The 19,240-nt window shown below is 44.3% G+C and carries 19 protein-coding genes and 1 tRNA gene; 14 read left to right on the top strand and 6 right to left on the bottom strand.

From position 1 onward, the window contains the following. Positions 1–34: 34 nt before the first annotated feature. The 6 genes from ACSSU7_RS05410 to cysK all read left to right on the top strand — a co-directional run bounded on the left by ACSSU7_RS05410 (position 35) and on the right by cysK (position 4,192). Positions 35–1,282 (top strand): adenylate/guanylate cyclase domain-containing protein, encoded by a 1,248-nt coding sequence (locus ACSSU7_RS05410; protein WP_492517691.1) that lies wholly within the window; start codon positions 35–37, stop codon positions 1,280–1,282. 63 nt (positions 1,283–1,345) lie between these two features. Continuing rightward, a tRNA-Ser gene (locus ACSSU7_RS05405) sits at positions 1,346–1,435 on the top strand. A gap of 308 nt (positions 1,436–1,743) precedes the next feature. Continuing rightward, positions 1,744–2,049 (top strand): hypothetical protein, encoded by a 306-nt coding sequence (locus ACSSU7_RS05400; RefSeq protein ID WP_492517690.1) that lies wholly within the window; start codon positions 1,744–1,746, stop codon positions 2,047–2,049. Positions 2,050–2,225: 176 nt separating this feature from the next. Further along, the gene (gene pqqA, locus ACSSU7_RS05395; protein ID WP_012777389.1) at positions 2,226–2,297 is read left to right on the top strand and encodes a pyrroloquinoline quinone precursor peptide PqqA; all 72 of its coding nucleotides are present in this window, start codon (positions 2,226–2,228) and stop codon (positions 2,295–2,297) included. Between the two features lie 234 nt (positions 2,298–2,531). Further along, positions 2,532–3,014 carry an ASCH domain-containing protein gene (locus ACSSU7_RS05390; RefSeq protein WP_492517689.1) on the top strand — a complete coding sequence of 161 codons (483 nt, stop codon included), beginning with the start codon at positions 2,532–2,534 and terminating at the stop codon, positions 3,012–3,014. 200 nt (positions 3,015–3,214) lie between these two features. Continuing rightward, positions 3,215–4,192 carry a cysteine synthase A gene (cysK, locus tag ACSSU7_RS05385; protein ID WP_492517688.1) on the top strand — a complete coding sequence of 326 codons (978 nt, stop codon included), beginning with the start codon at positions 3,215–3,217 and terminating at the stop codon, positions 4,190–4,192. 215 nt (positions 4,193–4,407) lie between these two features. On the opposite strand, the gene ACSSU7_RS05380 is transcribed toward cysK, so the two are convergent. Then, positions 4,408–5,406, bottom strand: coding sequence for a sulfate ABC transporter substrate-binding protein (locus ACSSU7_RS05380; protein WP_492517687.1), 999 nt, complete (start codon positions 5,404–5,406; stop codon positions 4,408–4,410). A 289-nt stretch (positions 5,407–5,695) separates the two neighbouring features. Here ACSSU7_RS05380 and epsC point away from each other — a divergent pair, with 289 nt between their 5' ends. From epsC to ACSSU7_RS05365, 3 genes are read left to right on the top strand one after another with little or no spacing between them, the layout of a single operon-like run. Then, positions 5,696–6,631 (top strand): serine O-acetyltransferase EpsC, encoded by a 936-nt coding sequence (gene epsC / locus ACSSU7_RS05375; protein WP_492517686.1) that lies wholly within the window; start codon positions 5,696–5,698, stop codon positions 6,629–6,631. Between the two features lie 24 nt (positions 6,632–6,655). Beyond that, positions 6,656–7,573 (top strand): family 2A encapsulin nanocompartment shell protein, encoded by a 918-nt coding sequence (locus ACSSU7_RS05370; RefSeq protein WP_492517685.1) that lies wholly within the window; start codon positions 6,656–6,658, stop codon positions 7,571–7,573. After that, positions 7,560–9,425, top strand: coding sequence for a family 2A encapsulin nanocompartment cargo protein cysteine desulfurase (locus ACSSU7_RS05365; protein ID WP_492517684.1), 1,866 nt, complete (start codon positions 7,560–7,562; stop codon positions 9,423–9,425). The genes ACSSU7_RS05370 and ACSSU7_RS05365 overlap by 14 nt, the downstream gene beginning before the upstream one ends. An 83-nt stretch (positions 9,426–9,508) precedes the next feature. On the opposite strand, the gene ACSSU7_RS05360 is transcribed toward ACSSU7_RS05365, so the two are convergent. Next, positions 9,509–9,850 carry a DUF2325 domain-containing protein gene (locus ACSSU7_RS05360; protein WP_492517683.1) on the bottom strand — a complete coding sequence of 114 codons (342 nt, stop codon included), beginning with the start codon at positions 9,848–9,850 and terminating at the stop codon, positions 9,509–9,511. 113 nt (positions 9,851–9,963) lie between these two features. Then, positions 9,964–10,158 carry a YezD family protein gene (locus ACSSU7_RS05355; RefSeq protein ID WP_492517682.1) on the bottom strand — a complete coding sequence of 65 codons (195 nt, stop codon included), beginning with the start codon at positions 10,156–10,158 and terminating at the stop codon, positions 9,964–9,966. Positions 10,159–10,575: 417 nt separating this feature from the next. Between ACSSU7_RS05355 and ACSSU7_RS05350 the strand changes: the two genes are divergently transcribed. The 3 genes from ACSSU7_RS05350 (at position 10,576) to parC (ending at position 16,121) form a co-directional block, all read left to right on the top strand. Then, entirely contained in the window at positions 10,576–11,487 is a 912-nt protein-coding gene (locus ACSSU7_RS05350; RefSeq protein ID WP_492517681.1) for an ATP-binding protein, read from the top strand. Positions 11,488–11,850: 363 nt separating this feature from the next. Then, positions 11,851–13,836 (top strand): DNA topoisomerase IV subunit B, encoded by a 1,986-nt coding sequence (locus tag ACSSU7_RS05345; RefSeq protein ID WP_492517680.1) that lies wholly within the window; start codon positions 11,851–11,853, stop codon positions 13,834–13,836. A gap of 11 nt (positions 13,837–13,847) precedes the next feature. Then, positions 13,848–16,121 carry a DNA topoisomerase IV subunit A gene (gene parC / locus ACSSU7_RS05340; protein ID WP_492517679.1) on the top strand — a complete coding sequence of 758 codons (2,274 nt, stop codon included), beginning with the start codon at positions 13,848–13,850 and terminating at the stop codon, positions 16,119–16,121. 125 nt (positions 16,122–16,246) lie between these two features. On the opposite strand, the gene ACSSU7_RS05335 is transcribed toward parC, so the two are convergent. From ACSSU7_RS05335 to ACSSU7_RS05325, 3 genes are read right to left on the bottom strand one after another with little or no spacing between them, the layout of a single operon-like run. Beyond that, positions 16,247–16,666 carry a DUF6691 family protein gene (locus ACSSU7_RS05335; RefSeq protein ID WP_492517678.1) on the bottom strand — a complete coding sequence of 140 codons (420 nt, stop codon included), beginning with the start codon at positions 16,664–16,666 and terminating at the stop codon, positions 16,247–16,249. A 3-nt stretch (positions 16,667–16,669) separates the two neighbouring features. Further along, the gene (locus ACSSU7_RS05330) at positions 16,670–17,095 is read right to left on the bottom strand and encodes a YeeE/YedE family protein (RefSeq protein WP_492517677.1); all 426 of its coding nucleotides are present in this window, start codon (positions 17,093–17,095) and stop codon (positions 16,670–16,672) included. Positions 17,096–17,099: 4 nt separating this feature from the next. Then, positions 17,100–17,795 (bottom strand): MBL fold metallo-hydrolase, encoded by a 696-nt coding sequence (locus ACSSU7_RS05325; protein WP_492517676.1) that lies wholly within the window; start codon positions 17,793–17,795, stop codon positions 17,100–17,102. An 83-nt stretch (positions 17,796–17,878) separates the two neighbouring features. Here ACSSU7_RS05325 and ACSSU7_RS05320 point away from each other — a divergent pair, with 83 nt between their 5' ends. After that, positions 17,879–18,199, top strand: coding sequence for an ArsR/SmtB family transcription factor (locus ACSSU7_RS05320; protein ID WP_492517675.1), 321 nt, complete (start codon positions 17,879–17,881; stop codon positions 18,197–18,199). A 65-nt stretch (positions 18,200–18,264) separates the two neighbouring features. Then, on the top strand, positions 18,265–19,080 hold the full coding sequence (locus ACSSU7_RS05315) for a sulfite exporter TauE/SafE family protein (protein WP_492517674.1): 816 nt from the start codon (positions 18,265–18,267) through the stop codon (positions 19,078–19,080). Positions 19,081–19,240: the final 160 nt, after the last annotated feature.

Raw genomic sequence — 19,240 nt, 5'->3', positions numbered from 1 at the left:
TATTTATAAAAATTGCATATTCTATTGATCAAACATGGCGGCTGATTTAGCAAACTCATCAATATTTGCGCGTAGCTTTTGGGACGGTTTATTTAATCCAACCTCCTTAAGCTTGGGTAAAGCCATTTTATCCATACTGGTTGTTGCAGAGACCTTAGTCAGCTTCTTCTGGATATACACTTTGTCTGGTCTAGGTGAGGGGTATGCTGTTATTGCAGCCGTTCCTTACTTTTATCTGATTATTTCCTACTTTAGTTTATTCATTTTTTACCAGTTTAAGCGTTTTGAGTATTTTACTTTTACGCAGCTCATTATGTTGCTGGTGATGCCATTCTTTATGCAATGGATTATTGGCGGGTTCGAGGCCTCTAGCGGCGTTGCTATCTGGGCTATTTTGTCGCCAGTGGGTGCCTTAATGATTTTAGGCACGCGTCAGTCCACTCCATGGTTCTTGCTGTTTATCGGGTTAGCGTTTCTTTCCTGGAAGCTAAATAATTACTTCGCGATTAACGCCATGCCGATTCCTAACGGTGTTAAAGATGTTTTCTTCTTGATGAATATCACTGGCACAGCAGCTATTTTGTATGGTGTTTTGCGTTTTTTTCAAGTGCAGAAAGAACGCATCATGCACTCGCTTGAAGTTGAGCAAGCAAGGTCTGAAAAACTGTTGCTGAATATCTTGCCAGCACCGATCGCACAAAGGTTAAAAGACTATGACATGCGTATCGCTGACCATTACGAGAGTGTGACGGTGATGTTTGCTGATTTGATTAACTTTACGCACATGTCAGACAAAATGTCGCCTACACAGTTAATTGATTTACTGTCACAGATATTTCTACGGTTTGATCAGCTGGCAGATAAGTACCAAGTGGAAAAGATTAAAACGATTGGTGATGCATATATGGTGGTTTCTGGCGCGCCTATCGTTTGTGACAATCATGCGCATCGCATGATAGAGATGGCTTTGGATATGCAGACGGCATTGAAAGAACTGTCTGACACCACTGGAATAAACCTCAGCATGCGCATCGGTATTAACACCGGGCCGGTTGTTGCAGGCGTGATTGGTAGTAGTAAATTTAGCTACGACTTGTGGGGTGATACAGTCAATATGGCAAGCCGCATGGAAGAAACCAGCCTGCCTAATTCAATACAAGTCACGCAGGAAACGCAGCAGCTACTGGCGCAGGACTATGCATTCTCTTCACGTAAGGCGGTTGAAGTTAAAGGTAAAGGCGTTCTTGACACGTTTATTCTGTTGGGTAGGGCTGATAATTAACAAATAAAAAATATGGGGGCGTAAGTTTTTTATAGCGAATTGCACTATAATTCGCCCCCTAACGGAAGAGTGGATGAGCGGTTTAAGTCACCACCCTGGAAAGGTGGCATAGGGGTAACCCTATCGAGAGTTCGAATCTCTCCTCTTCCGCCAGGCTTCTTTCTTAAAAAATCATTACCAATCAATAATTTGTTGCGTAAGTGCACACTGAGACGTTTAAGTGGCGCCTCGTGCTTTTATCCCGTGACGACTTTGCATGCCGGCATCATACGTTGCGAAGCGCATCTATATCCAAACTAACCTATGTATGACCAAGCTATGTATAGGTTTGCTCATGGTTTTCAAGGTTTGATGAATGCTAGTTTCATATTTCTGCAATAAAACATAGTTACCTTAATGTTTAAAGATTTATCTGTAATGCAACAGTGATTAAATCATTAAACTTAAATAGGAGCTATGACATGGCAGCCCATCAATACATTGAGCAACTAAGCAAGCGTGAAGTCGTTTATAGCAAAAGAGTGCAGTATTGCTTGCTGTTAATATTGCTAGCAGTACTTCCACTCACGACGTTTTCAAGTGATGAAGGGGGCTTTCATGTAAAAAGCTTTAGTATCCTGATTAGGCAGTTTGGTGAGATAGGGCTTTCAATTCTTTTTACATTTATCATTGTTACCGCATTGGTTGGGCTACGTAGCTTATGGAAGCTACAGAAAACCGCCAGACTTAGAGCTAAGCACGAATGGAATGCGTACTCTTTAAGATAAGCAATATCATTTAATGCGTGGTGGGGGATTGCACCATTGAGATGATTGGCTATTCATGATTTTACGTAGTATTCATTCATGAACAATCATAGTGTTATTTTTTTACACAAGCCCATAATGGAATCACTCGAACAAGACATCATGTCAGTTCAAACCAAACACTTAGGAGAATGATTATGTGGACAACACCAGCAGCTACTGAAATGCGTTTTGGCTTTGAAGTTACTATGTACGTAATGAACAAATAATACTTGTTTTAAGTATGATAAAAACCCAGAATAATCTGGGTTTTTTTATGCCTGTAAGTTTCATCTGTATGCACTGCATATTTCGCTAAGTTGTTCTACCTATCAACGCTATACTTCTATCTTTCTCAGTTGCTGGCCTAATGTAGTTAATACACAGCAGGGGATACGCAAAACAATGACTTCACCGCAAATGGGCGATTGTGGAGCCTGCTAATCAAGAAAAGTTTTATGGTAATGAGTGATACCGAAATATTAAGAGCAAGCGCCGCTAACGGGCTGCATAAAGTACTTTCATTTAAACAGCCTTTTGCCTGGTTGATTACAAATGGCTATTTGATGGTGGATGACCGCACTTGGGGTACCACGTATCGTGGTCCAATACTCATTCATGCGAGCAAAGGCTTGTATGATGTGTACTATGATTATCTTAAGGCGAATACTGATATTCCGTTACCGGCTAAAGAAGAACTAGCGTATGGCGGGGTGGTTGGTATTGCTGATTTGGTGCTTTGTAGCAGGCCGGATGCACTGCCCGAGCATACAAGCCGCCAGCATCGTGCGCAGTTTAAAGGCGTTAGCAGTAGGCATTATGGATTTTTATTTGAACAATCTAGGCCTGTGCCTTTTATGCCATGCTCTGGGAAGCTTGGAATATTTGAAGTAGATATTGATGCGCTGCTAAGTGCACCGCCCGCCGCGCAGGCTGAGCTATTTTAGCGCTGCTTTCACTTACATAGCATAAGTTTTCTAAACGCAGCACGGTGCCGGCTACACCGATTTTTATCACTGTCTTTATGCTTTTTAGTTGTAATCTAATAGCTAAAAGTTATTGTAAGTTGATGATTTAAATTGCTAGACTTTCACTTATAATCTTTGGAATAACGCTTCCAGTCAACACAGAGTAAATAGGAATATTCATGGCAAATTGGTATGAAGACAACGCGCAATCTATTGGTAAAACTCCATTGGTTAAGCTAAACCGGGTGACGGATGGCGCACCAGCGCTGGTACTTGCCAAGATTGAAGGGCGTAATCCAGCTTATTCAGTTAAATGTCGCATCGGTGCTGCCATGATATGGGATGCAGAGCAGCGTGGACTGTTGGGGCCTGGTAAGGAGATTGTTGAGCCTACTAGCGGCAATACTGGTATTGCATTGGCTTTTGTTGCTGCAGCTAGAGGGATCCCGTTAACGCTCACGATGCCAGAAACCATGAGTGTGGAGCGGCGCAAGCTGCTGGTGGCTTATGGTGCAAAACTAGTGTTAACTGAAGGTGCTAAAGGCATGAGTGGCGCAATTGCAAAGGCAGAGGAAATCGCTGCTTCTGATCCTAACCGTTATGTATTACTGCAGCAGTTTAAAAACCCAGCTAACCCTGAAATTCATGAAAAAACCACAGGCCCAGAAATCTGGGAGGCTACAGATGGAAAAATTGATATTTTAGTGTCTGGTGTTGGTACTGGCGGCACTATTACCGGTGTGACCAGATATATTAAAAATACACAAAAGAAAGCCATCATTTCCGTTGCCGTAGAACCTGCCGCTAGCCCAGTATTAAGCCAAAAACGTGCTGGTGAGGAGATTAAGCCTGCCCCACATAAGATACAAGGGATTGGCGCTGGTTTTGTGCCTGAAGTGTTAGATTTATCGCTGGTTGATGATATTGCCCAAGTGACCAATGAAGAGGCTGTGCTTTACGCACAGCGCTTGGCCAAGGAAGAGGGCATATTATCTGGTATTTCTTGCGGTGCGGCAGTTGCTGTTGCTGTACGCTATGCAAAACGGCCTGAAAATGCAGGTAAAACGATAGTGGTTGTATTGCCTGATTCTGGTGAACGTTATTTGAGCTCGATTCTATTTGAGGGCTTATTTGACGAAAAAGGCATTGCAATATAAAGATTGCACTTGAAAAATAGAGTTACGATATTGAATAGGCCTCCCATGCTAGCGCTGCAGTATGGGAGGTCTAATTCATTGTTGTTGAGTATTTGTAATGCCTAGGCAACTTACTCACAGGTAACCATAGATCAACGCCTTCTTGCATGCTAAGCAAGAAGGCATTTTTAGTTTAGAAACAGGACTATTATTGAGTGTCGCTGCTGAAGAGAGCGTTATTTTTGGTAAATTTGGTCAAACAGTGCGCCGTCAGCAAAGTGTACTTTTTGTGCTTTGGTCCAACTCCCGAAAACATCATTCACACTAAATAGCTCGATGTTTTTAAAGCGTGCTTTATATTTATTGGCAACTGATGCTAGGCTTGGTCTCAGGTAGTGTTGGGCAGCAATTTCTTGGCCAGCTTCAGAAAAGTGGTAATCGACATAGGCTTGGGCAAGTACTTGATTTTTATGTTTGATTGCAAATTTATCTACAACGGCGATTGGGTTTTCAGCCAGAATGCTGGTAGATGGGTAGACCACGTCAAATTTGTCACCTAGTTCTCTTTTAATCAGGTTTACTTCATTTTCAAACGTCAGTAACGCATCACCAATCTCGCGCTGTGCAAATGTGGTCGTTGCACCACGACCGCCTGTATCTAATACGGGTACATTTTTAAATAGCTTGGTGACAAAATCTTTAGCTTGGGCGTCATCACCACCTTTTTTGATGACGTAACCCCAGGCTGCCAAATAGCTGTATTTACCGTTACCTGAAGTTTTTGGATTAGGAATCACCACACTAACATTAGGCTTAACTAGATCATCCCAGTCTTTGATGTTTTTTGGGTTGCCTTTCCGCACTAAAAATACGGTAGTGGAGTTGGTGGGTGAGCTTGCATTAGGCAAGCGCTTTTGCCAGTCTTTAGGAATCAACTTTGCGCGGTCGTACAGGATGTCAATGTCTGGTGCTTGGTTCATGGAGATAATATCCGCTTCTAGGCCATCGGCTACTGATCTCGCCTGTTTGCTTGAGCCTCCGTGAGATTGATTGATGGTGACAGTTTCGCCAGTTTTTTGCTTCCAATAGTTGGCGAAAGATGGATTGAAGTCTTTATAAAACTCGCGCGTCACATCATATGACACATTAAGTAACGTGCTATTGGCAAGCGCATTACCTGCGAAAAGTAAGCTTGAGATCGTCAGCAAGCCTGCAAAGAGAGATTTTTTATACATAGGATTTACTCTAGTTCAATAATTAGGAGTGCTTAAGTTAATCATCAAGGTTTAATAATGTAAAAGAATAAAAAGCTATATGTATATAATTTATAAATATTATTGAAATTTTTATGAGTACTATTTTAAATATTGAGACTGGTGTATATTGATTGCACAAAACAAGGCCATGATTAGCGCCTTGTCATTATTATTAGAATTCTTCAGTTAGCGAGTGCTGACCGGACAACCGGAAGCCAGTGTGTCGAGAGACCACTGGCTTTTTTTATTTTCTGCGACAGGTATTGATATGTCTAACATAACTACGATATTGCCAAATGAAAGTTTTGATATCCAAAGCATAGTGCAAGCGTTGCGTGATGTAAGGGTAACGTCTTTAGAGCATAGGCATCGACGTAACAAGCCACCCAAACTGCCTTCAAGAAAAGCATTGCAAACGGTGATTGATGGGCTAAGTGCTGCGCTATTTCCAAACCGACTAGGTGCGCCAGGCCTGAAAGACGAAGGCATCGACTATTTTGTTGGCTTTACATTAGACACTGCCTTGCGTGAACTCAATACGCAAATCCAGCTGGAACTACGTTATTCCGCAGACACCGAGCATGACAAAACGCCTAGCACTGAGGCTGCCTTAAACAAAGCACGTGCGTTTGCTAAGTCTTTACCCAAAATACGACAGCTTTTGGATACAGATTTAAATGCTGCATTTGAAGGTGACCCAGCTGCACGTAGTTTAGACGAGGTGCTGGTTTGCTACCCAGGCATATCAGCCATTATTCACTATCGTTTGGCGCATGAGTTGCACAAGTTGGGGCTACCACTGATTGCAAGAATCATTTCTGAGCTTGCTCATTCTGCTACTGGCATAGACATTCACCCCGGCGCCACGATTGATGAAGGGTTCTTTATTGATCATGGCACAGGCGTGGTGATTGGTGAAACCGCATTAATCGGGCGCCATGTCCGGCTGTATCAAGCCGTGACATTAGGGGCTAAACGCTTCCCCACCGATGAGCAAGGGCATTTGATTAAAGGGAGTGCAAGGCACCCGATACTTGAAGATGACGTGGTGATTTACGCAGGGGCTACGATTCTTGGGCGCATCACGATTGGTGCCGGTTCGGTAATAGGCGGCAATGTGTGGCTAACCCGTAGCGTCCCTCCCAATAGCCAAATTACACAAGCTAAAACGCAGGTAAGCGCAACAGATGATGTTGCGCAATAAATAAATTTTTAACAGGAGAAACAAATGACAGATATTCATCAAGCACATACCGCATTAGGCGATGTAGCTGCACGTACACTATCGAACGCGACCAAAACCGTCCCGATGATGGGTACCATCACGCCACGCTGGTTGGTGCATTTAATGCAGTGGGTACCGGTAGAAGCTGGTATTTATCGTGTGAATAAAGTAAAAAACCCTAGTGCCATTGAAGTGGATTGTTCAGCCAAAGATGAGCGTGATATTCCGGCAACGTTTGTAGATTATGAAGAGTGGGGTCGTGAGTATGTGCTCAATGCAGTGAATACGGCTGTGGATGTGCATACGCGTGTTTCTGACCTATACAGCAGCCCGCATAATCAAATTAAAGAGCAATTGCGCTTGACCATTGAAACGGTAAAAGAGCGTCAAGAGAGCGAGCTGATTAACAATAAAGAATATGGTTTATTGAACAATATTGTTGAGTCACAAAGAGTTAAGTCACGTACGGGCTTCCCTACGCCTGATGATTTTGATGAGCTACTCTCTAAAGTTTGGAAAGAGCCAGCTTTCTTCTTGGCGCATCCACAAGCCATTGCTGCATTTGGCCGGGAGTGCACGCGCCGCGGTGTGCCACCACCAACCGTAGCGTTGTTTGGGTCACAATTTATCACGTGGCGCGGCGTGCCGATTATCCCTTGCGATAAATTAAAAGTAACTAACGGTAAAACTAATATTCTGTTGTTACGTACCGGTGAGAGCCGTCAGGGTGTGGTGGGCTTGTATCAGCCTAACTTGCCAGGTCAGCAAAGCATGGGTCTATCTGTGCGCTTTATGGGCATTAATCATAAGGCGATTGCATCATACTTGGTTTCACTCTATTGCTCATTAGCGGTGTTAACCGATGACGCGATTGCGGTGTTGGAAAACGTTGATGTAGGCAACTACTATGACTACAAGTAATGGATATGCACCTGCATTAGGTGACTTATCATCTTTTGAGCCAGAGGCGATTCTAGCCTCTTTGCCGGGAGAGCATCCGCGTATGGCGGCTGGCTTGGCAGTTGGTAGGCAGGCGAGTGAAACAGGGCATTTTGATGTGGCCGAGTTAAGCCGTATTGCCAATGAGCTATATGCAGAAGGTTTCCCCGCTGGGGCGCCTTTTGCGCAGAAAGAAGAGTTTCCATCTAATGCTTCTTTAAATCCAGTGGCGGCAAATTCAATACTACCAAGTGCTAACCTAATATCTGACCCTGTGCAGACGCCTGCACCATCAGCGCTATCGGCATTGCCAAGTATCTTGTCTGGTGCATCAAGCTTTAATCAGGCAGATTACGCCAAGGCTGTAGATATACAGCATGTGCCTAGCTTTGAGTTTGCAGCGCTGAATCAGGCGATAGGCGGCATATATGATCCTTATCACCTAGAGCTTAATCAGCTATTAGGTGACTTGGGCGCTAACTCGGAGGAGCCGGCAAGTAATGCGACTAATCATGGGCATGCTACGTCACCCTATTATTTTTTGCAGGGTGCAACACATCAACATGATGCATCTGCGGCCAGCCAAGCAGCCAGCGCACATCCGCCATTTGATGTGCATTCGGTGCGTAAGGATTTTCCTATATTGCGCGAGTTGGTCAATGGTCGTCCGCTGGTCTGGTTTGATAACGCGGCGACTACGCAAAAACCACAGGCGGTAATAGATAGAATTTCTTACTTTTACCAACATGAGAACTCTAACATCCACCGTGCCGCACATGAGCTAGCAGCACGTGCGACAGATGCTTATGAAGGCGCACGAGAAGCGGTGAGACGCTTTATTAACGCACCGTCCGTAGATAATATTGTTTTTGTGCGCGGTACCACGGAGGCGATTAATCTAGTCGCTAAAACTTGGGGTAAGAAGCATATTGGCGAAGGTGATGAGATTGTAATTTCACACCTGGAGCATCACGCTAATATCGTACCGTGGCAGCAGCTATGCCAAGAAACTGGTGCTAAACTAAAAGTGGCACCGGTTGATGATAGTGGGCAGGTATTGTTAGCTGAGTATCAGAAGTTGCTAACTTCACGTGTGAAATTGGTGTCATTTACACAAGTGTCTAACGCTCTGGGAACAGTGACTCCAGCGGCTGAAATGATACAAATGGCACACCGTGCAGGCGCTAAAGTGCTGCTGGATGGTGCGCAGTCTGTGTCTCATATGCGTACGGATGTACAAGCGTTAAACCCTGACTTCCTTGTGTTCTCCGGGCATAAAGTGTTTGGCCCTACTGGCATTGGTGCACTGTATGGCAAACCTGAAGTGTTGGATGATATGCCGGCATGGCAAGGTGGCGGCAATATGATTCAAGATGTGACGTTTGACAAGACGGTTTACCATGAAGCACCGGCTAAGTTTGAGGCAGGCACAGGTAACATAGCAGACGCTGTAGGTTTAGGCGCTGCGCTGGAGTACGTAGAGCGTATTGGTATAGACAACATTGCACGCTATGAGCATGATTTATTAGTGTATGCAACGGCAGCAATGCAAAAAGTACCAGGCTTGCACTTTATTGGTACAGCTAAAGACAAAGCAAGTGTGTTGTCATTTAAGCTGGATGGCTTTAAAAGTGAAGAGATTGGTGCAGCTTTAAACCAAGAGGGCATCGCGGTGCGTTCAGGTCATCATTGCGCGCAACCAATTTTACGCCGCTTTGGGGTAGAAACTACGGTGCGTCCATCACTTGCGTTTTATAACACCACCGCTGAAGTAGATCTGATGGTGAGTGTGTTATTGCGTTTGGCTTCGCAGCGTACACCTAGCAGCTTATAAACGCAGTACTTTATAAGACTTAGCCCTGAATATAGGAAACTATATTCAGGGCTAATGTTTTGGAGAAGCAATATTAATCATGGTTATGCGTTTAACGGCCACCATTTCTTATGGTTAAACGCAGATTCAATGGTTGGTTTCAGTTCGTCTTTTTTAATGATATCAAACATTCTTTCTTTGGAGCCACTAGGGATGTAGAGGATCTTAATCCCACGTTTGGATGCATAGTTTTTTACTTTATGGGTGATAGAGTGATTAACCCATTTCGTCACTAATACAATCAATTTGGTATTTTGTGGAATCACTTTATTGCTGTCACCGCCATTGCGCCCAGACCAGTGATGGATATTATCTATGCCGTAATTACCAAAAACCTCTTTGATACCATCTACTTGGTCGCCACCTACAATTAATACTGAACTCATGATAAGAGCCTCCTGTTGTTCACAGCACTAAATTTTGTCTAGTGCTGCTATGTATGATTGATATAGTTAAACTGAGTTAATTAAGTTAAATCTGCGTTACGTGTTGCAAGAGTTTACTCTTGCGGTAGTCTGATTTTTTCGCGTTTTTCAATTTGGGTCACGCGTCCTTCGTGTAAGATGATTTCTACCGAGCCGTATCCAGAGCCAAGTTTCAGCTCTTCAACTGCGCGTAAAATGTTTTCTGATAAATCACGGTTTTTATACGCACTAATCGTAGTCGTTTTATGTTGTGCTTGGTTAAGTGACATGGCTTCTCCTTCAGAATATAAGTAATTGCAATGACCACACTGTATAGAGCTTACCTAACAATTAAAAATAATTTAAATTTATATTTTTATAACTAAAAAGAATATAGAGGGTGTGGATAGTCTTGGTCTGTACATGCAGTGATAAGTAAGCACGGTGAGCTTAGCGCATATTGCAGTGAATGCTTAAAATTGCTTCTATTCCTAGTTTCATAAACGCCCCAGTGACTTAGCGTTTATATCCCCATGCCTCCCACAGTGTTATCCACAGAAATTGTGGAGTGTTGTTTGCTGATAACTATAGGCGAGGTAAATGCAAGCATGCTGGGCATTTATCACGGGCTTGCTTAAATCAACACATTGCACGGCTTGATATGAACATATAATAAATACGTTATCTATTTAATGTGCACGATCATCATGACGAACCCACTATTAGCTCTAGAACAGATTGAACGCTTGCTTGATTCATTAGACCGAATCGCCTCGGCGCTTGAGGCATCTCCATCTGCCTCGCATGAACAAGCAACGGATTTTTCACAAGCCTTTGCTTACCGCTGGCAACGCAGCAGTGGTATTAATCATGTGCCTCATTTACTACCAGTCACTGCACCGCAACTCATCGCGTTTGATCAGCTATGTAATATTGAGCAGCAGATAGAAAGGCTGTATCAGAACACCTTACAATTTTTGCATGGCTATCCGGCGAACAATGCCTTGATGACTGGCGCCAGAGGGACAGGAAAGTCATCATTGGTTCGTGCTTGCCTAGATGCATTTCATCAGCAGGGGCTACGTTTAATTGAGGTTGAAAAGCAACATCTGGATGATTTGCCGCTGATTATTGAGCTGGTTTGCCAGCGTCCTGAGCGCTTTATTGTGTTTTGCGATGATTTGTCTTTTGAAGATGGCGAGCATCACTATAAAGCCTTAAAAACCGTGCTGGATGGATCTATTGCAGGCGCTGCCGCCAATGTGTTGATTTATGCAACTTCGAACCGCAGGCATCTGGTGACTGAAAAAATGGCAGATAATCTAGAGCAGCGTAGAGATAACCAAGGTGAGATACACCCAGGCGATAGCTTAGAGGAAAAGATTTCATTGTCTGACCGTTTTGGCTTGCGTTTACATTTTTACAGCTTTAGTCAGGATGAGTATTTAACGGCTGTTACGCAATGGGTAAAGAGCTTTGGTTTTGTAATGAATGACAGCGTGCGTGAAGAGGCACTGCGTTGGGCAACCGAGCATGGCTCTAGGTCTGGGCGCATTGCTTTGCAGTTTGCACGTGATTATGCAGGGCGTGCTTTGTTTAAAAATAAAGCACGGCTTTAGTCGAGCGCTAGTCGCTGTCCATGTGATCGTTCATTAAAGAGTCATTTTTTTAATTCAGTATAAATACTGCTACTTTGTTTAAAAATACTTCTTTTTGGCGTTTTCTATTCACACCAGTTACTTAGCACGTATATCCCCATGCACCCCACAATGTTATCCACAGAAATTGTGGAGCGAAACTAAATACTGGTGCGCCATTTAGGCGTAAACAGGCATGAAAATTATGATGATTTAATTCGGCATGACTGAATATTTACTGTCGTCGTTAATTTTTAATAGAATCCAGCGCAAAAAAGTTAATTAGTTTTATAAAATATCGCCAGATAAATTACACTTGAAGTATCAACGTTAAAGGCTAGATCAATGGCAGAAAAAGAATACGATGCAGATTCGGTAAAGGTATTAAGAGGGCTAGAGCCAGTGCGTGCCAGACCCGGCATGTACACCCGAACTGACTCTCCTACGCATATTGTTCAAGAGGTGATTGATAACGCGGCAGATGAAGCGCTAGGCGGGCATGCTACCAATATTCAAGTCACTGTGTTTAAAGATGGCGCGGTTGAGGTAACGGATAATGGCCGTGGTATTCCTGTTGAGATTCCTAAGGGGGAAACGCAGCCTGCGGTAGAGCTAGTATTTGTACAACTGCATGCAGGGGGTAAGTTTGATAAAGAGGATGAAAATAGCTCCTATCGTTTTTCAGGTGGCTTGCATGGCGTAGGTGTTTCTGTCACCAACGCATTATCCACACGCTTGGAAGTGAAAGTGAAGCGTGGCGGCAAGGTGCACGGTCTTGTTTTTGAGAATGGTCACTGTATCGAGCCTTTAACAGAGATAGGCAAGTGCCTGAAGCGCGAAACTGGCACCACGGTGAAGTGCTGGCCAGACCCTAAATACTTTGATTCGCCCAAGGTGTCGATTCAGCAGTTAGAGCATCTGATTAAATCTAAAGCGGTATTGTTGCGTGGCGTGAGTGTCACGCTTGCGATAGAGGGTGCAGAAGGCTTTGAAGAGCGCTCATGGACTTATGCCGATGGTTTGCCGCAATATCTGGATGAGCTCATTGGTGAGCGTGAAATAGCTGATGATGAAGTACCCGTGCCTATCATTGCAGGTGAGTTCTATCATCAGGAAAATACAGACGGCATTTCAAAAGGCGAGGGCGCCATCTGGGCATTATCTTTTGGCGCGGGTGGCGGCCGGGGAGAGTCTTATGTCAACCTGATTCCTACCCTCTCAGGCGGCACGCACGAAGCTGGTATGCGTAACGGGGTGTTTGAGGCGGTAAAATCGTTTATGGAGCATCACAGCATGATGCAACGTGGCGTTAAAGTGTCGTCAGAGGATGTTTGGAATAACGTTTACTATGTGTTGGCGGCAAAGGTATTAGACCCACAGTTCCAAGGCCAAACCAAAGAGAAGCTGACCAATCGTGATGCGATGAAAATGGTGGCATCTGCGGTGAAGCCAATGATGGAAACTTGGCTCACGCAAAACGTAGACCATGCAAAACGTATCTCCGATTTAGTAAACCGCAGTGCGGCTGCCCGTAATAAATCCACGCAAAAAATTGAAAAGCGTAAAACCACCGGCATTAACTTGATGCCAGCCAAGTTAACAGACTGTGAAGCGGCAGGCACGATGGAGGCTGAGCTGTTTTTGGTGGAGGGTGACTCTGCCGGCGGCAGTGCAAAAATGGGGCGTAATAATGAGTTTCAATCTTTATTGCCATTGCGCGGTAAGGTATTAAATACTTGGGAAGTAGACGCTGGACGCATCTTTGCTAACTCAGAAGTGCATGACATTTTTGTGGCCTTAGGTATTGAGCCGCATACGTTGAAAGATAACCCGGATTTTTCCGGCCTGCGCTACGGTAAATTGTGCATCTTGTCTGATGCGGACGTAGATGGCTCGCATATTCAGGTATTGCTGCTCACCATGCTGTTAAGGCATGCGCCTAAGCTAATTGAGCGCGGGCACGTGTATATCTCACAACCCCCGCTGTATCGCATTGATGTTCCTGCACAGGGCAAGAATAAGCCTTTGCGCAAAATCTATGTTTCAGACGATGTTGAAAAAATGTCGATGATAGAAAAACTGAAACGTGAAGGCATCGCTGAAGAAAGGCTTAGCATTCAGCGTTTTAAAGGGCTGGGCGAAATGAACCCTGAGCAGTTGTGGGAAACTACGCTGTGCCCTGATACTAGGCGTTTGGTACAAGTACGCTTGCCTGAGGGTGAGGTTAGCGGTGCGCTTAAAATGTTTGATATGTTAATGGCAAAAAATGAATCAGCATCTAGAAAAGAGTGGATGGAACGTCGCGGTAATGACGTGGAGGCTGACGTTTAATGGATACTAGTATGTTAGAAAATAATAACGAAGAAAACGCAGTGCCGATTGGCGAATATGCAGAAGAAGCCTACCTAGCCTATGCTGTATCCGTTGTAAAAGGGCGCGCTTTACCGTCAGTAGAAGATGGTCAGAAGCCGGTGCAGCGTCGTATTTTATATGCAATGAAGGAAATGGGCTTAGTCGCTGGTGTTAAGCCGGTGAAGTCCGCACGTGTGGTGGGTAACGTCTTAGGTATGTACCATCCGCATGGTGATAGTTCTGCTTATGAGGCGGCTGTGCGTTTAGCTCAAGACTTTACGCTGCGTTACCCATTGATTGATGGTCAAGGTAACTTTGGCTCACGCGATGGCGATGGGGCTGCGGCAATGCGCTACACCGAAATGCGTTTATCGCCGATTGCGGATTTACTATTGTCTGAAATTGACCGCGGCACTGTAGATTTTCAGAGTAACTATGACGGGGCGTTTCAAGAGCCAGTGCTGCTGCCGGCTCGTTTGCCGATGATGTTACTAAATGGTGCGTCTGGCATTGCCGTAGGTATGGCGACAGAAATAGTACCGCATAATATGCGCGAGATTGCCAATGCGGTGTTGCATATTATGGATAACCCCAATTGCACCACTGCCGACTTTATGCAGCATGTACCAGGGCCTGATTTTCCGGGCGGTGGTCAGCTGATCACACAAACGGCAGATATTCTTTCCACTTACGAAACCGGGCGCGGCTCATTAAGGCTGCGTGCACGCTGGGTGGTGGAGCCAATGGCGCGTGGTCAATGGCGCATTATTATCAATGAACTGCCGCATGGGGTGTCTGTAGAAACGATACAGGATGAAATTTTAGCAATATCCAACCCTAAGCCGAAAAAAGACAAAAAGACCATAGATCAAGACCAGTTGCTGATTAAACAGTCAGCCTTGAGCATGATTGATACGGTCAAGAGCGAAGGTAAGAAGGACGTGCGCCTGATTATCGAACCTAAAACCAGCAAGGTGTCCAGTGATGAGTTGATGGCGTTTCTGTTATTGCATACCAGCATGGAGGTTTCGTGCCCGGTCAATATGGTGATGATAGGCACCGATGGGCGCCCAGCACAAAAAGGCATGATTGCTATATTGAAAGAGTGGATCGCATTCCGTTTGAATGTGGTGCGCAGGCGCTGCCAGTTTGATTTAGATAAAATTAATAAACGCATCCATATTCTAGAAGGGCGCATGATTGCCTTTCTGCATATTGATGAAGTGATTAAGGTCATCCGTAATTCAGATGAGCCTAAAGCAGACTTGATTGCTGCATTTCAGTTAAGTGAGATACAAGCGGAAGATATTCTGGAAATTCGCTTACGCCAGTTAGCTAGGCTAGAAGGCTTTAAGATTGAAAAAGAGTTGAAAGATTTACGCGAAGAGGCTGATGGTTTGCAGACTATTTTAGGCAGCGATACCAAGCTGCGCAGACTGACTGCAAAGGAAATCAAACAGGATGCAGAAAAATACGGTGATGCGCGCCGCACCTTGATTGAGCCGGTAGAACGTGCGCAGGGTGGGCAGAAGGCATTTGTAGTGGATGAGCCGGTAACTATCCTCTTATCTAAAAATGGCTGGATTCGGGCGAGGCAAGGCCATGGTGTGGAGCGCGATGCCATCAACTGGAAGGCGGGGGACAGCGAGTTTGCTGTGATTGAAACGCGCACCACGCTACCGATCGTATTGTTGGATACCAACGGGCGCTGCTATGCGTTTGATGCTTCAACCGTGCCCGGCGGTAAGGGCGATGGTATCCCACTGAGCTCAATCATTGAGGTGCAAAATGGGGCGAAACTAGTGCATGTACTTTCAGGCAAGGATGATGACCGCTACTTGTTTGCTACCTCTAATAGTTATGGATTCATTGCTCCATTAAAAGGACTGGTGGCTAGACCGAAAGCTGGTAAAGCTTTTATGAAGCCAGAAGGTAAGGCCGCGATTCTGCAGCCGGTGGCACTGGATGATAGAACGCACCTTGCAGTTACTTCGTCAGAGAATAAATTGCTGGTGTTCCCTGTGAGTGAGATGAATGAATACCCCAATGGCGGTAAAGGCGTGCGCATCATGGATATTCCAGATAATGCCTCGCTGTCTCGTGTGGAATTAAGCGATGGGTTGTCTGCCAATATTCTGGTAAAAGGCAAAGCCAAAGTGATTGAAGGTGATGTTTTGGCTAAATTCATACAAAAACGTGCCAGAAAAGGCCAATCGGTACTAGACACTAAGCCTGTAGTTAAAAGGCAGGCAGGGCTTTTTTAGGCAGTGCTAATACGGTTCTGCTCAGCTAGATGTGCACTGTCTAGCTGAGTTTCAGTACCTTAGAATTGTGATTCCAGATGATTAAGCTATGTTTTGGCTTGCATTGAGGTTTTGTATTTCTCACCCTACGCTTTGTATTTCTCATATAGGTACTCATGTGCTGCCATTCCCAGCAGCATGGCGATGACAAATATAAGTGCCTGTTGATAGCCTGCCCCTAAGGCAACAATAGCCGGCCCCGGGCAAAATCCTGCTAATGCCCAACCTGCGCCAAACAGCATGCTGCCGATCACTAGCTCTTTGGTAATGTGTGTTTTTGCAGGTAAGTGCATAGGTTCATCAAACACGGTTAAGGCTTTAGCCTCTGCACGCCTAAACGCAAAGAACGCCACCGCGATAGCCCCTAACATCACGAAAGCTAGGCTAGGGTCCCATTTGCCAGCAAGGTCTAAAAAACCGATCACCTTAGATGGGTTAGTCATACCGGAAATTATCAGGCCTAATCCAAAGATTAGCCCGGCGCTGAATGTAATCATATTTTTCATGATTTAAACCACATGTAATATAAGATAACAAACTGCAAAACCTGTGAACATAAAGCACAGGGTGGCAATCAGCGAACGTAAAGATAATCTGCTAAGCCCGCAGACACCGTGACCACTTGTGCAACCAGACCCCATTTTGGTACCGAAGCCTACTAACAGCCCAGCGATGACTAGTGTGATAGTGGATGCTGAAATCTCGGAGGCCGGCAATGGTGCAAATGTTTCATATACCCTACTAGAAACGAGTAGACCTACAATAAACAGTATCCGCCACGTGTTGTGCCCTTTAGGCGTATTTTTAAACTGCAGTAACGATGCAATAATCCCGCTGATACCAGCAATTTTCCCCATGAAAAGAATCAGTATCGATGCAGACAAGCCTATCATTAAGCCACCAATAAGTGATGATATAGGGGTGAAGTTTTCCATTATTTTATCCTTGTTGTGGTTCCGGTGCACCACATCTGCGGTTGGCGGGTACAGCGATATCTATCATCTTAGGTTTAGGTAGGTTCAGATTTTCCATGATATGAATAAATTCATCTCTAGATCTATTGGCTAAACGTGGGTTAATTAATTTTTCTTGTGCAATAGAGCTTACCCTTCGGCCATCATAGTCGTGGCCTGGGTAAACTAAAGTTTCATCGGCTAAAGTGAACAGCTTGGTAGTGATACAGTCATAAAGCTTGCCAGCATCGCCACTTTGAAAATCTGTTCTGCCGCAACCGTTAATCAATAAACTGTCCCCAGTGAAGATTCTATCCTGCCACATAAAGCTCACACTACCTGCAGTATGACCGGGCGTAGCAATTACTTTTATTTGTTCGTGACCAAAAGTAATGACATCGTTATCTTTTAGCTGCATATCAGCCGCGCTCGCACCGCAGTCTTTGCTGACTCCTGTTTTGGCAGATGTCATTGATTTAAGTATACCGCCACCTGTAATATGGTCTGCGTGTACATGCGTTTCTAATGAGTAGAGTAGCGTTAAATCATGCTCATTAATGATATGTAGGTACTCATCGATGTTTTCTGTCACAGGGTCAATTAACACAGCTTGCTTACTATTCATATCGGCGATTAGGTAGGTAAGCGTAGAGGAAGCCTCGTCATAAAATTGCTTAAACATGATCGTCCTTTCAGAATTGGTTTCTATATTATAACTTAATATTATATAATTAAATATATTGTATATTAATAGAGTTTACTGAAATGCAAATACAAGCAGTTAATTTTGAAAAATTGCGGTCTTCAGCAGAAGTTGCAACGAGTTTATTAAAAGTGATGGCGAACAGCGACCGCTTAATGCTGTTATGTCAGCTATCGCAAGGTGAGAAATCAGTAGGAGAGCTAGAGGAGATTCTCGGGATAAAGCAACCGACCTTATCACAGCAATTAACCGTGCTCAGAAAAGCGGAGCTAGTGAGTACGCGACGAGAAGGTAAGTGCATTTATTACATGATCTCGAGCCCATCAGCATTGGCGATTATGAATGTGTTGTATCAAGAGATTTGTATGCAATCTGGAGTTTAATCGATCACGTTGGCAATCCAACAATGATGTTAATTACATATGTGTAAAGCCTATATTAGAAAACCATGACAGACCCTAATTTAATCGCAATCCTGTTAGGTGCCGGTATTGGCTTCTTAATGGCTATTACGGGTGCTGGCGGCGCTATATTATCGCTACCATTGTTAATGTATTTTTTTAATATGGAGATTCAAGACGCCGCCCCAGTTGCGTTGGTAGCCATTTTTATCGCTGCAGGATCAGCTGCGCTAATAGGGTTAAAGCAAGGTATAGTCAGGTATAAAGCTGCCGCACTTTTAGCTGTAATGGGTGTTTTGATGGCGCCACTAGGTGTTTATGTCGCGCATAGCGTAACAGTTTTTTGGTTGCACCTGTTATTCATGCTCTTGCTATTTTATGTAGGTACTCAAGCACTCGTAGCTGCAAAGAAAAGCAATCTTGTGCTGGATAGTTTATATCATCTCAGCGCAGCTCCTTGTGAAATAAACCCAGTAAGCGCTCAATTGTTCTGGACGGCATCCTGCACTAAAAAGTTGTTACTGACTGGCGCGGTGGCTGGCTTTTTATCTGGGCTGTTAGGGGTGGGCGGAGGCTTTATTGTCATGCCCGTCCTCCAGAAAATTAGCAACCTTAATTACCGTATGGTTGTTGCTACCTCGCTAACGATGACAGCCTTGGTCGCATTAGTCAGTGTTATCTCTTATGCAAGTTACTCTGCCATTCAATGGCATATTGCCATACCGTTTGCCCTTGCTACGTTAGCAGGAAGCTTAGCCGGTAAGTTCATGGCAACAACTATCTCAATTTCTCAATCTAGGCTTACATTTGGAATAGTCAGCTTATTCATTGCGCTAGCTATGTTGTTAAATATGCTTTTTTGAGTAGCCAGCTTAGCTCTAAGTTGAGCCTAAGACTCTAACTGGTTTGGGTTGTTAAATATAAGTTACAGTTTGTATACAAGTATGTTGATGCGTAGTTTTTGACTAAAGCACAGTACTCCACAAAATCTGTGGATAACTCTGTGATTACTTGTGGCTATTA

This window comes from Methylotenera sp. E1MeOHC1 (assembly GCF_058745595.1).
The sequence above is the reverse complement of the archived record's forward strand: the minus strand, read 5'-3'. Positions and strand labels throughout refer to the sequence as shown.